This is a genomic window from Pseudomonas sp. P1.31, from assembly GCF_001269815.1.
GTDB classification, from domain to species: Bacteria; Pseudomonadota; Gammaproteobacteria; order Pseudomonadales; family Pseudomonadaceae; genus Aquipseudomonas; species Aquipseudomonas rustica.
In genome coordinates this window covers 26,699-41,090 of the sequence record NZ_LHVN01000026.1, presented here as the reverse complement: position 1 = coordinate 41,090, position 14,392 = coordinate 26,699, and the positions used below count along the sequence as shown (strand labels likewise).

13 protein-coding genes are annotated in these 14,392 nt (G+C 59.4%); 5 read left to right on the top strand and 8 right to left on the bottom strand.

All coding sequences use genetic code 11. The features are described 5' to 3' along the window. Positions 1–51: 51 nt before the first annotated feature. Both AD669_RS16730 and AD669_RS16725 read right to left on the bottom strand, forming a co-directional pair. Positions 52–789: an anti-sigma factor gene (locus tag AD669_RS16730; RefSeq protein WP_053121725.1), complete on the bottom strand. Its 738-nt coding sequence runs from the start codon at positions 787–789 to the stop codon at positions 52–54. Further along, positions 786–1,292 carry a sigma-70 family RNA polymerase sigma factor gene (locus AD669_RS16725; RefSeq protein WP_053121724.1) on the bottom strand — a complete coding sequence of 169 codons (507 nt, stop codon included), beginning with the start codon at positions 1,290–1,292 and terminating at the stop codon, positions 786–788. Before AD669_RS16725 ends, AD669_RS16730 begins: the two co-directional genes overlap by 4 nt. A gap of 157 nt (positions 1,293–1,449) precedes the next feature. Between AD669_RS16725 and AD669_RS16720 the strand changes: the two genes are divergently transcribed. Then, the gene (locus AD669_RS16720) at positions 1,450–2,556 is read left to right on the top strand and encodes a catalase family peroxidase (protein WP_053121722.1); all 1,107 of its coding nucleotides are present in this window, start codon (positions 1,450–1,452) and stop codon (positions 2,554–2,556) included. After that, positions 2,553–3,098, top strand: coding sequence for a cytochrome b (locus AD669_RS16715; RefSeq protein ID WP_053121720.1), 546 nt, complete (start codon positions 2,553–2,555; stop codon positions 3,096–3,098). Before AD669_RS16720 ends, AD669_RS16715 begins: the two co-directional genes overlap by 4 nt. A gap of 95 nt (positions 3,099–3,193) precedes the next feature. On the opposite strand, the gene AD669_RS16710 is transcribed toward AD669_RS16715, so the two are convergent. Then, positions 3,194–4,345, bottom strand: a complete 1,152-nt coding sequence (locus AD669_RS16710) for a M14-type cytosolic carboxypeptidase (protein ID WP_053121719.1) — start codon at positions 4,343–4,345, stop codon at positions 3,194–3,196. Positions 4,346–4,368: 23 nt separating this feature from the next. Between AD669_RS16710 and AD669_RS16705 the strand changes: the two genes are divergently transcribed. Beyond that, entirely contained in the window at positions 4,369–4,680 is a 312-nt protein-coding gene (locus AD669_RS16705) for a hypothetical protein (RefSeq protein ID WP_053121716.1), read from the top strand. 144 nt (positions 4,681–4,824) lie between these two features. On the opposite strand, the gene AD669_RS16700 is transcribed toward AD669_RS16705, so the two are convergent. After that, positions 4,825–5,163, bottom strand: coding sequence for a DUF6124 family protein (locus tag AD669_RS16700; RefSeq protein ID WP_053121713.1), 339 nt, complete (start codon positions 5,161–5,163; stop codon positions 4,825–4,827). Between the two features lie 131 nt (positions 5,164–5,294). Between AD669_RS16700 and AD669_RS16695 the strand changes: the two genes are divergently transcribed. Beyond that, positions 5,295–5,954, top strand: coding sequence for a LexA family transcriptional regulator (locus AD669_RS16695; protein ID WP_053121711.1), 660 nt, complete (start codon positions 5,295–5,297; stop codon positions 5,952–5,954). A gap of 40 nt (positions 5,955–5,994) precedes the next feature. Here the strand turns inward: AD669_RS16695 and AD669_RS16690 are convergent, their stop codons facing one another. The 4 genes from AD669_RS16690 to AD669_RS16675 form a co-directional block, all read right to left on the bottom strand. After that, positions 5,995–7,944 carry an acetyl/propionyl/methylcrotonyl-CoA carboxylase subunit alpha gene (locus tag AD669_RS16690; RefSeq protein ID WP_053121709.1) on the bottom strand — a complete coding sequence of 650 codons (1,950 nt, stop codon included), beginning with the start codon at positions 7,942–7,944 and terminating at the stop codon, positions 5,995–5,997. Continuing rightward, positions 7,944–8,759: a gamma-carboxygeranoyl-CoA hydratase gene (locus AD669_RS16685; protein ID WP_053121779.1), complete on the bottom strand. Its 816-nt coding sequence runs from the start codon at positions 8,757–8,759 to the stop codon at positions 7,944–7,946. Before AD669_RS16685 ends, AD669_RS16690 begins: the two co-directional genes overlap by 1 nt. Positions 8,760–8,877: 118 nt before the next feature. Beyond that, positions 8,878–10,482: a carboxyl transferase domain-containing protein gene (locus AD669_RS16680; RefSeq protein WP_053121707.1), complete on the bottom strand. Its 1,605-nt coding sequence runs from the start codon at positions 10,480–10,482 to the stop codon at positions 8,878–8,880. Positions 10,483–10,579: 97 nt separating this feature from the next. Beyond that, entirely contained in the window at positions 10,580–11,743 is a 1,164-nt protein-coding gene (locus AD669_RS16675) for an isovaleryl-CoA dehydrogenase (protein ID WP_053121705.1), read from the bottom strand. Positions 11,744–12,037: 294 nt separating this feature from the next. On the opposite strand from AD669_RS16675, the gene AD669_RS16670 reads away from it, so the two are divergent. Then, positions 12,038–13,735: an AMP-binding protein gene (locus AD669_RS16670; protein ID WP_053121703.1), complete on the top strand. Its 1,698-nt coding sequence runs from the start codon at positions 12,038–12,040 to the stop codon at positions 13,733–13,735. The last annotated feature ends 657 nt before the right edge of the window (positions 13,736–14,392 follow it).

Here is a 14,392-nt window from a genome sequence, read left to right as displayed (position 1 = left end):
TTTTGAAAGCAAGATCAAAAGATCGCAGCGTGCCGCAGCTCCTACATGACATCAGAATGGCAGTGATGGCTTGAGTTCGATCGGGCTCACCACCGCATAGTTGTACCCGCCACCCGACCAGTACTCAGCCTGCAAATCCCCGTCACTGCGGCTACCGCGCGGCAAAAAGGTGTTCTTCGGCCCCGGCGGGCGCACGTAGAAACTCACCTTGTGCCCGCTGCCATCCTCATACAACACCATCGCCGCCGGGCCTTCGTCGGTGCTCAGCAGGCGCCCGCTGACCGGTTCAAACCCGGCCGCTTTCAGATCCGGCAAACGGCTGGCCTGATTGAAATATCGATCGAGCCAACGCTGCATGTCGCCGTCACTGTCGACCTTGTAATCCGCCGGCAACATGCCTTGCTGGGCAATCAATCGATAGGCCTGAAGGGCGTCGGTCATCGGCAACATCGAAGAACGCACAAGGGTCATTTCCCGTGCCTGCCAACCACTGAAACCACCGATGCTGACCGCGATCAGCAACATCGCCGCACTGGCCAGATGGCGCCGTGACTGGCGTTGGCGGCGCTGACGAATCAGCGCCGGGTCAAGCTCCGGATTGGCTGGTTGCTGCAACGCGCCGCTGAGGGCCGCGCGCAGTTGCTGGGCGTCCTGTTGCCAGGCGCGCACTTGCGCGGCTTCATCCGGGTGAGCGGCCAGCCAGGTTTCCAGCACACGCCGGTCGGCGTCGCTGAGCTGGTGGTCGATGTAGGCGTGCAAATCACGCTCGCTGGGAGGCAGGCTGATCATTTGAGTATCCGCAAAGAAGGGCTGCTGATTTCGCCGTCGCTGAGTTGGCGCAAGGCCTGGCGGGCGCGGGACAGGCGCGACATCACGGTGCCGATCGGGGCGCCGAGAATCTCGGCGACCTCTTTATAAGTCAGGCCTTCGACCGAGACCATCAGCAGCAGGGCGCGCTGTTCAGTCGGCAGTCGGTCGAAGGCTTGCAGGGTCGATTGGGCGATCACTGTGCGTTCGACCGAGGGTTCGGCGTCGTCACGTCCGGTGAAAAATTCGAGCATCCGCGCATAGCGCCGGGAGCGGCGGTGGGCGTCGAGAAACTGCCGATAGAGGATCGCAAATAGCCAGGCACGCAAGTCGCCGTCGGCACGTTTATCGCCCCAACTCGACAGGGCGCGCTCCAGGCTCGCCTGCACCAGATCGTCAGCGCTGCTGCTGTTGCGCGTCAACGACACGGCAAAGCGGCGCAATCTGGGAATGATTTCTCTCAACTGTTCGTCGAATTCGCTCATGAAGTTCTGCTAGTCACTACGCTGTGGACTAGGGAGACGTCCGCCGTGGCAGGTTATTCCACGTTCGGAAAAATAAATACCGGGCCGTGGAATAAACCGCGACGGGGCGCGTCTTGCTGATTCTTCCTACTCGTGGCCGATGGCCCTGGAGTCGTTCATGGTTGATCGCTCATCCCCCAACGCTGCCCCGCCCGAAAGGCCGCAGCGCCCGCCCTTGAGTGCCGCGAGCCTGATCTTGCGTCTAGGCGGCATCGCCGTGGTGGTCGCCGCCGTAGCCGGGGCGTTTGCCTACGTGCATGGCAACTTTGACCCACAGCGTCTGACGCCGAAAGCGCTGGTCGATGTGCTGGAAAAGAACAACGGCGTGCATCCGGGATTTCGCCGTAATCATGCCAAAGGCGTCTGCGTGATCGGCCATTTCGAGAGCAGCGGCGAGGCGCGGGTGTTCTCCACCGCCCAGGTGTTCAATGATCCGAGTACCCCGGTGGTCGGACGTTTCGCACTGCCGGCGGGCAACCCTTATGCGCCGGACAGCAGCGTGCCGATTCGCAGTCTGGCGCTGCGTTTCACTCAGGCCAACGGGCAGCAGTGGCGCACCGGGATGAACAGCATGCCGGTGTTCCCGGTCGGCACGCCCGAGGCGTTTTATCAGTTGCAACAGGCGCAGTCGCCGGATCCTGCGACGGGCAAACCGGATCCGAGCAAGGTGCCAGCCTTTTTCGCCTCGCACCCGGAAGCGGTGCCGTTTTTGACGTGGGTGAAGACCGCCAAGCCGTCGGCCAGTTACGCCACGGAAACCTATAACAGCGTCAACGCGTTTTATCTGGTCGACGCCAGCGGTAAAAAGCAGGCGGTGCGCTGGAGCATGACGCCGTTGGCGCAGGATGCAGCGGGGGCGACGGCACCTGAGGGCGGCGATTTTCTTGAGAAAGATCTGGTGCAAAAACTGGCCGCCGCACCGCTGCGGTTTCAGTTGAATATCACCTTGGCCAATCCTGAGGATCCGGTCAACGACGCCAGTAAAACCTGGCCGGCGGGGCGCAAAGTGGTCAACGCCGGCACCTTGGTGCTGGAGAAAACCCAGCCACAACTGAGTGGCGAGTGCCGCGACATCAACTACGACCCGCTGGTGTTGCCGGCCGGGATTCAAGGCACCGCCGATCCGTTGCTCGCCGCGCGCTCCGCCGGGTACGCCGATTCCTACCTGCGTCGAACCAGCGAAGTCAGCCAGTTGCCCGCCGCCAAACAGGAGGCTCGCCCATGAGAACTCAACCGACGCATTTCGTATTGTTGGCGCGACTGCTGCACTGGCTGATGGCGCTGATGATCATCGCCATGCTGTTTATTGGCGCGGGCATGGTGACGTCTGTTTCAGAGCGGCATGAATGGCTGATCCATCTGCACAAGCCGTTGGGCATTGCGATTCTGGTATTGGTTGTCGTGCGTCTGCTGGTGCGTTTGACCACGCGCCAACCCCCTTTGCCAGCGGATCTGCCGGACTTTCAGGTATTGGCGGCCAAGGCTTCGCATCTGTTGTTGTACGCGTTGATGCTGGTGTTGCCGCTGCTCGGTTGGGCGATGATCAGCGCCTCGGGTGAACCGGTGATGCTCAGCACCACGCTGCAGTTGCCGTCGATTGTGCCGGCCGATGCGCAGTTGTTTGCGTTGCTGCGCAAGGCCCATGGTTATCTGGCGTACCTGCTGTTTCTGACGGTGCTGCTGCACCTGGCGGCGGCGTTGTTTCATGGCTGGGTGCGCCGCGATGAAGTACTCGACAGCATGTTGCGCGGTCGCGATCGTCATTGATCGAGTCAGGGGGCGGGCCGGCGCGTAAAGCTACGGCCTGAAGCAAAAGATCGCAGTCAGGCTGCGATCTTTTTATTTGCGGGGAGAGCACGGGATCAACGCAGGGTGTCGACCATGTCGGCGATGGTGGTCAGCACGTCTTTGCCCAGTTGTTTCGAGCGTTTGCCCGACCAGCCGGTTTCTTTGTCGGGATGGTCGTCGTGATCCTTGAACGGCATTTCCAGGGTCAGCGACAGGCAGTCGTATTTCTGGCCGACGCTGTTGCAAGCCAGGGTCATGTTGGCCTGGCCCGGTTCGTCGCGAACATAGCCGTACTTGGTCTGGAAGTCTTTGGTGGTGTGCTTGAGGTGACTGCGGAAGTGTTCTTCAAGCTTCTCGATGCGCGGCGTGTAACCCGGATTGCCTTCGCAACCGGCGGTGAACACGTGAGGGATTTCCTCGTCACCGTGTGCGTCAAGGAACAGATCGACGCCGTACTTTTCCATCTGCTGCTGTACGAAAAGTACCTCGGGGCTGAGTTCCTGACTGGCGTTCTGCCAGGCGCGGTTCAAATCCTGGCCCATGGCGTTGGTGCGCAGGTGGCCGTGGAAAGCGCCGTCCGGGTTCATGTTCGGCACCAGGTACAGATCGGCGCTGGCCAGCAGCTTGTTGAGCACCGGATCTTCGTGACGTTCCAGACGTTCGATGATGCCTTCCATGAACCATTCGGCCATGTGCTCGCCGGGGTGTTGCTGGGCGATGATCCAGACTTTGCGCTGGCCTTCAGCGCCGCTGCCTTTGCGCAGCAACTGGATGTCGCGGCCTTCGACGCTTTTGCCCGTGGCGAGCAGTTCAGTGCCGGCCTTGGTCAGCGCCTGCTCGATCAGCCAGTCGTGACGGCCACGGCTGTACGGTTCGAAGTAGGCGAACCAGGCGTGGGTCTGCGTGGCTTCGAGGCAGAAGCGCAAGCAATCGCCTTCGAAAATTGTTGGTACGCGGAACCAGTTGACGTGATCGTAGGAGGCCACGGCTTGATAGCCATCCCAGGCTTTGTTGTACGAGGACTGGCTGGCGTTGTTCAGGCGGAACCAGTGTTCCTGACCGACGTGCAAGCCGCTGGCCTTGAAGTGGAACCACTGAAAATGGGCGCTGCGCGTGTCCGGGCGGATAGCCAGAACCGGGCTGAGCGGATTGCTGATGTCGATGACTTGGATGTTGCCGCTGTCGAAATTGGCGCTGATGTCGAACGAAGATTTGGCCACGGTCATATCGGTTCCTGATCAGGATTGTTATGGCCGATACTTTACACAAGATTGGGCTGAAACCGAGGGGAATTGCGGGGTTGTGGCGGGGGGCGTCCTCCATGACGCGGAGGCAGCTTAGAGATTATGCGATTGATTCTCAAGTGCTATTTGTCGTTAGTTTGCCCCAATGTGGCCGGGCTTGGCTTGCCAATCGATATTCTTTTGATATTATCCGCGCCATCGAATTTGCAGCACCTAAAGACTTCATTAGCCTGAAGCCACAAGCCCGAAAAACGGGTAAAAAAAAGACCCGGAAAAAATCCGGGTCAAAAACCGTGATTAGCCTGATGAGGAGATAGTCCAGAAGACCGACCTAAGGTCTCTGGTCCATCGACTGATCTCGCGACCAGCTGCATGCAATAATAATCATTATCATTTGCAAGTCAAATGTTTTTATCTGCGCGATTGGAAAATTCTTTCCTGTCCGTTCGAACCCCCGTTCCTCAGACTTCATCGCCATCCAGCGAGTGGTCGACCATCGCCCGCGCCATATCCACCATGTGCACCACTGAAAATGCCAGATCGCGACTCGCGCCTTGCAGGTTTTCTGCTGCCTTGAAAGCGGTGGCGGCTGCGCAGCGCAATAGGTCGGAGGCGTGTACCAGTGCTTCTTCGCCGCTGACATGACGGTTGACGTCGAAAAAACGCTCATCGACCTCGGGTGTCGACACAGTTGGTTTCAAGTAATAATCGAGCGCTCGTTGCGCGGCGGCGTTGCCTTGGGGCGAGGTGAACGTGGTGTCCATTTGCAGGTCGGGCAAGTCTTTGCTGCTGATGTTCATGATGAAAGGTCACTCCTTGTTTGATTAACTGTCCGTGCTGTCAGCATAGTACGATGCGTAGTTGTGACCAGAATTTAAATACGACAATTTGTGTTTTGCTGGCCGAAGGCGTCACGCGTAAGGTGCCGCACATGGATAAATGGATTGAGTTGGTCAAGGCCAAAATGAGTGAACTCAAAATCACTCAAACGGAGCTCGGAGAGCGTGTTGGCATGTCCCAGGGCGGCATCGGCCATTGGCTGAACAAACGTCGTGAACCGGGCGTCGCGGAGATGAACCGCGTGCTGCAAGCGCTGGGCATGGATTTTCTCGAAGTGGCGATGGTCATTCGCGAGCCGCAGCCCGTGGCGAACGACGACATGCCGCTGACGCAGAAATATAACCCTTACTTTCGCTACCCGGTGAGCGAATGGAGCGCGCCACTGCAAGCGCGGGAAAGTGCGCCGCAGCCCTACGGCAAACACGAGGACAGGCAACGCTTCGAGCTGACGGATTATCACGCTCGCGGCGCCGCGTTCTGGCTGAGGGTGTCAGGCGATTCGATGACCGCGCCCAAAGGCACGAGCATCCCTGAAGGCATGTTGATTCTGGTCGATCCGGAGGCAGAGGCAGTGCCCGGCAAACTGGTGATCGCCCAGTGGTCGGACAGCCATGAAGCAATTTTCCGCAAGCTCGACGAAGAGGGCGGCCAGCGTTACCTGATACCGCTCAATCCGACGTGGCCGAAAGCCTTGTTCACCGAGGAGTGTCGAATCCTCGGCGTGGTGGTGCAGGCAACGGCGCGCTTCTAGTCAGACCGATCCTCGCCAGGCGTAGGATCGGTCTGTTTATTCACACTGCTTCCAGTTCAACCAAAGCGCTGCCTTCGCCGACCATTTCACCTTCCTGGCAATACAGCGCTTTGATCACCCCGGCATGCGGCGCACGGATGCTGTGCTCCATCTTCATCGCTTCCAGCACCACCAGTTGCGCACCGGCTTCGACCGTTTGCCCGGCCTCGACCAAGACCCGCACGATGCTGCCGTTCATCGGTGCCGTCAGACCGCCCTGATGACTGTTACTGGCTTCCACCGCACTGATCGGGTCGTAAGCTTCGACGCGACGCAACTCGCCTTCCCATTGCAGATACAGCGCATCACCCTGACGAATAGCCCGCAAGGTCCGACGCACGCCTTCGTGTTCAACAACCAGCGAATCGCCCAGCAGTTTTGCATCACCGCCAGCCCCCAGCGTCAACGCCCGATCCTGCCCCTCGCAACTCAAATGCAGGGTAATTTCCCGAGGCAAACCCGCGCGCAATCCGCTGTTCCGCGACCACGGTGAAGCAGCATCATCCGCCCGCACAACGCTCGGCAAACTCTGCGCAAACGCCTGCGCCGCCGCCTGCCAGAACCCGTCACTCAATTCGCTCGGCGCAGGCAGCAATTGCTCCTGATAGCGCGGAATAAACCCGGTATCCAGTTCCGCCGCCGCAAACGCCGGATGCGCGATGATCCGCCGCAGAAAGTTGATGTTGGTCTTCAACCCGCCAATCGCAAATTCATCGAGCATGCTCAACAAACGCAGGCGCGCCTGTTCACGATCCTCGCCCCAGGCAATCAGTTTGCCGAGCATCGGGTCGTAGAACGGCGAAATCTCATCACCTTCCTCAACCCCGCTGTCCACTCGACGCCCTGGCCCTTCAGCAGACTCGCGATACAAATCCAGACGCCCGGTGGCCGGCAGAAAATCATTCGAAGGGTCTTCGGCATACAAGCGCACTTCGATCGCATGACCGTTAAGCGGCACCTGCTCTTGGGTGATCGGTAGCGCTTCACCCCGCGCCACGCGAATCTGCCAGGCGACCAGATCCAGACCAGTGATCGCCTCGGTCACCGGGTGTTCAACTTGAAGGCGCGTGTTCATCTCCATAAAGAAGAATTCGCCACGCGCATCCAGCAGAAACTCCACCGTGCCGGCGCCGACATAACCGATCGCCTGCGCCGAACGCACAGCCGCTTCGCCCATCGCCCGCCGCAGTTCAGCGGACAGGCCCGGTGCCGGCGCCTCTTCGACGACTTTCTGATGCCGCCGCTGAATCGAGCAATCACGCTCATTCAGGTACAGGCAATTGCCATGCTGATCGGCGAACACCTGAATTTCGACGTGACGCGGTTTCAGCAGATATTTCTCCACCAGCATCCGCGAATCGCCGAACGACGACTGCGCTTCACGCTGAGCGGAGGCGAGTGCTTCGGCGAGCTGGCTGACCTCTTCAACAACCTTCATGCCTTTACCACCGCCGCCGGCCGTAGCCTTAAGCAACACCGGATAACCGATGCGTTCGCAGGCAGCACGGAAGGTCTCGAGATCCTGCGCTTCTCCGTGATAACCCGGCACCAAAGGCACGCCGGCAGTTTCCATCAGCGCTTTTGCCGCCGATTTGCTGCCCATCGCGTCGATGGCCGAGGCCGGTGGGCCGAGGAAAATCAGCCCTGCCGCTTCTATCGCGCGGGCAAACCCAGCGTTCTCCGATAGAAAGCCGTAACCCGGATGAATCGCCTGCGCGCCGCTGGCCTTTGCCGCCGCGATCAGTTTGTCGATTTGCAAATAACTGTCAGCCGCTTTGCTGCCGCCGAGATCGACGCGGATATCCGCTTCACGGCTGTGCCGCGCCTCGCGGTCGGTGGCGCTGTGCACGGCGACGGTGGTCAGGCCCAAGGCTTTGGCGGTGCGCATCACGCGGCATGCGATTTCGCCACGGTTGGCCACCAGCAGGGTGGTGAGAACAGGTGCGCTCATCAACGCGGCTCCTTGGTGGTGGTTTCGGCTTGCCAGCTCGGCGGACGTTTTTGCAGAAAGGCCCGCAGACCTTCCTGACCTTCCGGACTGACGCGGATGCGAGCGATGGCATTTTCGGTGTAGCGGCGCAGCGCCGGGGTCAACGCGCCGTTGCCGACTTCACGCAACAAATCCTTGCTGGCGCGCATGGCAGCGGGGCTATTGAGCAGCAGATTATTGATCCACTGTTCGACCTGTTGCTCCAGTTCAGCGGCCGGATAGCTGTCGGACAACAAACCGATTTCCCGTGCCCGTTGACCGCCAAAACGTTCAGCGGTCAGCGCATAACGCCGCGCTGCACGTTCGCCAATGGCTTGTACGACGAACGGACTGATCACCGCCGGCGCCAGACCGATGCGCACTTCCGACAAACAGAACTGCGCGTCGTCGGCGCCAATCGCCATGTCGCAGCAACTGATCAAACCCAGCGCGCCACCGAATGCCGCGCCTTGCACCACGGCCACGGTGGGGATTTTCAGCTTGGCGAGGTTGTACATCAGCTCGGCGAGCTCGCGGGCGTCGTCGAGGTTGGTGTGGTAATCGAGCTCGGCCGATTGCTGCATCCACGCCAGATCGGCGCCGGCGCTGAAGTGCTTGCCACGCCCGCGCACCAGCAGGAAACGCAGGCTGGCGTCGCTTGCAACTTTGTCGAGGGCGAGGATCAGTTCGCGGATCATCTCGGCGTTGAACGCGTTGTTTTTCTCTGGGCGGTTGAGCCACAGCGTCGCGAAACCGCGTGGGTCGTTTTGCAGTTCGAGGGTGTTGAAGTCGCTCATTTTCATCCGTCTCCACGGTTCTTGTAGGAGCAAGGCTTGCCCGCGAAAGTGGTCATTCCACCATTGATGTGACTGACACATCGCCTTCGCGGGCAAGCCTTGCTCCTACAGGATCGAATCACATCCGGAACACGCCGAAGCGGCTCGGTTCGATTGGCGCGTTCAGCGACGCGGACAGGGCCAGGGCCAGCACATCGCGGGTCTGCGCCGGGTCGATGACGCCGTCGTCCCACAGCCGTGCGCTGGAATAGTAGGGGTGACCCTGCTCTTCATACTGGTCGAGGATCGGTTGCTTGATCTCGGCTTCCTGCTCGGCACTGAAGCTTTGGCCACTGCGTTCAGCCTGCTCGCGTTTGACCTGCACCAACACGCCGGCCGCTTGTTCAGCGCCCATCACACCAATGCGCGCATTCGGCCACATCCACAGAAAACGCGGATCGTAAGCGCGGCCGCACATGCCGTAGTTACCGGCGCCGAAACTGCCGCCGATGATCACGGTGAACTTCGGCACCTTGGCGCACGCCACAGCGGTCACCAGTTTTGCACCGTGCTTGGCGATACCGCCGGCCTCGTATTTCTGGCCGACCATGAAGCCGGTGATGTTCTGCAAAAACAGCAGTGGAATGTTGCGTTGGCAGGCCAGTTCGATGAAGTGCGCGCCTTTCTGCGCGGCTTCGGCGAAGAGGATGCCGTTGTTCGCCAGAATCGCGATCGGGTAACCGTGCAGATGCGCAAAACCGCAGACCAGCGTGGTGCCGAACAGCGCTTTGAACTCATCGAACACCGAACCGTCGACCAGTCTTGCAATCACTTCGCGCACGTCGAACGGCTGCTTGGCGTCCGCTGAGACCACGCCGTACAACTCATCGCTGGCATACAGCGGCGCTATCGGTGCGCGCTGCTGCACTTCACCGAGCTTGCGCCAGTTGAGGTTGGCAACGCTGCGGCGGGCGAGGGCGAGGGCGTGTTCGTCACTCTCGGCGTAGTGGTCGGCGACCCCGGAAATCTTGCAGTGCACGTCGGCCCCGCCGAGGTCTTCGGCGCTGACCACTTCACCGGTCGCGGCTTTCACCAACGGCGGGCCGGCGAGGAAAATCGTCGCCTGATTGCGCACCATGATCGCTTCGTCGGCCATCGCCGGCACGTAAGCGCCGCCCGCAGTGCACGAGCCCATGACCACGGCGATTTGCGGAATACCCATCGCGCTCATGTTGGCCTGGTTGAAGAAGATCCGCCCGAAGTGCTCGCGATCCGGGAACACTTCGTCCTGACGCGGCAGGTTGGCGCCGCCGGAGTCGACCAGATAGATGCACGGCAGACGATTCTGCTGAGCGATGGTTTGTGCGCGCAGATGTTTTTTCACAGTCAGCGGATAGTACGAGCCACCCTTAACCGTCGCGTCGTTGGCGACGATCATGCATTCGACGCCTTCGACCCGGCCGATCCCGGCAATCACACCGGCCGCCGGCACGTCTTCGCCATAGACGGCGTGGGCGGCCAGTTGGCTGATTTCCAGAAACGGAGAGCCCGGATCGAGCAAACGGTTGATGCGTTCACGCGGCAGCAATTTGCCGCGCGAGGTGTGACGCTCCTGAGCTTTCGCGCCACCACCCTGCGCCACTTGGGCGAGCAGGGTGTGCAGGGCGTCGACCTGTTTGAGCATCGCCGCGCTGTTGGCGGCGAACTCCGCTGAACGAGGATTGAGCTGTGTATGCAGAATCATGGCTTACTCCGTAAGCAGCTACGAGTTGCAAGCTTGGAGCGGCAAGTTAAAGCTGTTCTCTTGCAGCTTGAAACTTGCAGCTCGCAGCTGACGAAATTCATTTCGTTTCGTTGAAGAGTTCGCGACCGATCAGCATGCGACGGATCTCACTGGTGCCGGCGCCGATTTCGTACAGCTTGGCGTCGCGCAGCAGACGGCCCGCCGGGAATTCGTTGATGTAACCGTTACCGCCGAGAATCTGGATCGCGTCGAGGGCCATTTGTGTGGCGCGCTCAGCGGTATAAAGGATTACGCCAGCGGCATCTTTACGCGTGGTTTCGCCACGTTCGCAAGCCTGCGCAACCGCGTAGAGATAAGCGCGGCTGGCGTTGAGTTGGGTATACATGTCAGCGACTTTGCCCTGGATCAGCTGGAACTCGCCGATGCTTTGACCGAACTGCTTGCGGTCATGGATGTACGGCACGATCAGATCCATGCACGACTGCATGATCCCGGTCGGGCCGCCGGAGAGAACCACGCGCTCGTAATCGAGGCCGCTCATCAACACTTTCACACCGCCGTTGAGCACGCCGAGGATGTTTTCTTCCGGCACTTCGACGTCATCGAAGAACAGCTCGCAAGTGTTGGAGCCGCGCATGCCGAGCTTGTCGAACTTGTTGCTGCGGCTGAAGCCTTTCCAGTCGCGTTCGACGATGAATGCGGTGATGCCGTGCGGGCCTTTTTCCAGATCGGTCTTGGCGTAGATCACGTAAGTGTTGGCGTCAGGGCCGTTGGTGATCCAGGTTTTGCTGCCGTTGAGGACGTAACGGTCGCCGCGTTTGTCGGCGCGCAATTTCATCGAAACCACGTCGGAACCGGCATTCGGTTCGCTCATCGCCAATGCGCCGACGTGCTCGCCGCTGATCAGCTTCGGCAGGTACTTGGTTTTCTGTTCGTGGTTGCCGTTGCGGTTGATCTGGTTGACGCAGAGGTTGGAATGCGCGCCGTAGGACAGCGCCACCGAAGCCGAGCCACGGCTGATTTCTTCCATCGCCACGACGTGTGCCAGGTAACCGAGGCCAGCACCGCCGTACTCTTCCGGCACGGTAATGCCGAGCAGGCCCATGTCACCGAATTTGCGCCACATGTCGGCGGGGAACAGGTTGTCGCTGTCGATCTGCGCCGCACGCGGGGCGATCTCCTTGGCGACAAAGGACTGAACCTGATCGCGCAGCATGTCGATGGTTTCACCGAGGGCAAAATTCAGGGATGGATAGCTCATGGGTCACCTTTTGGCTTTTTTGTAGGGTGGGGAGGGCGGTCACTCGGCTCTCACCTTTACGTTAACGTAAGCCTGTGACGAATAGCTGTCAATCACCCTTTACGTTAACGTCAACTTGAGCGAGAGTAGGGGCAGTTCAAGATTGAAAGCTGATTAGTTTTTGTAGGAGTGAGCCTGCTCGCGATCGCGTCGTGTCAGTCGACGTAAGTGTTGACTAATGGATCGAGATCGCGAGCAGGCTCACTCCTACAAGTGACCGTCGGCAACCCATAAATAAAGACAATAGGGGTCGTCATGGATCAACCCAGTGCAAACCCGCAGCGCAGCTACACCCGTGGCTCACAGGACAAAGCCTTGCTGGCGATGACCATCGGGCAGAAGTTCGATCACACCGTCGCGCAATACCCCGACGGCGAAGCGCTCGTCGTGCGCCATCAGCAGTTGCGCTACTCATGGCGGCAATTGGCCGATGCCGTCGACGTGCACGCCAGAGCGCTGCTCGCCCTGGGTTTACAGGCCGGCGATCGCCTCGGCATCTGGGCACCGAACTGCGCTGAGTGGTGCATCACCCAGTTTGCCACGGCGAAAATCGGTGTGATCCTGGTCAACGTCAACCCGGCCTACCGCAGCTCCGAACTGGAATACGTGCTCAAACAATCCGGCTGCCAATGGCTGGTCTGCGCCGGCGCGTTCAAGTCGTCGAACTACCACGGCATGTTGCAAGGATTGGTGCCAGAACTGGCCGAACAATCCATTGGCCAACTGCGCAGCGAGCGCCTGCCAGAATTGCGCGGCGTGATCAGCCTCGACGCGAAACCGCCATCAGGTTTCCTGCCGTGGTCGCAACTGACTGATATGGCCGCGAGCATCTCCCCGCAACAACTCAACGAACGCAGCAACAGCCTGCACTTCGATCAACCGGTAAACATTCAATACACCTCCGGCACCACCGGTTTCCCCAAAGGCGCGACCCTCAGCCACTACAACATCCTCAACAACGGCTACATGGTTGGCGAAAGCATCGGCCTGACCCCGCACGATCGCCTGGTGATCCCGGTGCCGCTGTATCACTGCTTCGGCATGGTCATGGGCAATCTCGGCTGCGTCACTCACGGCAGCACGATGATTTACCCCAACGATGCGTTCGATCCGTTGCTGACCCTGCAGACCGTCGCCGAAGAAAAAGCCACCGGCCTCTACGGCGTGCCGACCATGTTCATCGCCATGCTCGATCAGCCGCAACGCGCCGAATTCGACCTGTCGAGCCTGCGCACCGGGATCATGGCCGGCGCCACCTGCCCGATTGAAGTGATGCGCCGGGTCATCAGCGAGATGCACATGAGCGAAGTGCAGATCGCCTACGGCATGACCGAGACCAGCCCGGTGTCGCTGCAAACCGGCCCCAACGATGAACTGGAACTGCGCGTGACCACCGTCGGCCGCACCCAGCCGCAACTGGAAAGCAAGATCATCGACGAGGCCGGCAACCTCGTGCCGCGCGGCACTATCGGCGAACTGTGCACCCGTGGTTACAGCGTGATGCTCGGCTATTGGCAAAACCCGCAAGCCACCGCTGAAGCCATCGATGAAGCAGGATGGATGCACACCGGCGACCTGGCGAGCATGAACGAGGAGGGTTACGTCAACATCGCCGGGCGTAACAAGGACATGATCATTCGCGGCGGCGAGAACGTTTATCCGCGTGAGCTGGAAGAGTTTTTCTTCACCCATCCGGCGGTGGCGGATGCGCAGGTGATCGGCATTCCGTGTTCGCGTTACGGCGAAGAGATTGTCGCCTGGATCAAATTCCATCCCGGCCACAACGCCTCGGAGCTGGAGCTGCAAACCTGGTGCAAGGAACGCATCGCGCACTTCAAGACGCCACGGCACTTCAAGTTCGTCGAAGAGTTTCCGATGACGGTGACGGGTAAGATTCAGAAATTCAGGATGCGCGAAATAAGCATCCAAGAACTGAAAACAATCGAACGGTAACCACCACCCCTGTGGGAGCGAGCTTGCTCGCGAAGGCGTCAGGTCAGCCAATATCTTTGTTGATGACACACCGCTTTCGCGAGCAAGCTCGCTCCCACAGGGGAATGGGCGGTGTTGGAAAGAGGAATCGCAGAAAGCACAAAGGGGAGCCGAGGCTCCCCTTTAATTTTGTCGTCGCGTGCTCTTTTTTATTATTGAGGGTCGGTCTGTTGTTGTTTTTGGCAACCGTGGCCCTTTACCGCTGTTTTTGGCGACCCCCATCCGGGGTCAAGAGCAAACGTATTTTTTTGAGCGCTGATCTGCTTTCTCGTTAAACGATCCAACCGATTCGGGAGCTACCTGAAGGTAGTTTTATTGTTCTCTGCCCGGTTGCGGGTCACTCCTGAGAGCACCCTGAAAAGCACACCTTCTCCAAAAAAATCTGTTAGCTGCGTCTCTGCCGTGTTGTTTTTGTTATGTCAGAGTCGGTACGTCTTATTTTTATTGGTTTGCTGCTTTTTATTCTTGTTATGCCATAGAGATAGCATTACGCGTGCCAACTTTTAAAAAGTCTTGTAAATCAATGGCTTGTGATTTTGTAGGATTTTTCGATCAGGCCAATCCAGACAATTTGTTTCCGTGTTACTCGCTTAAGCCCACATTCCGGACACAGCGGTA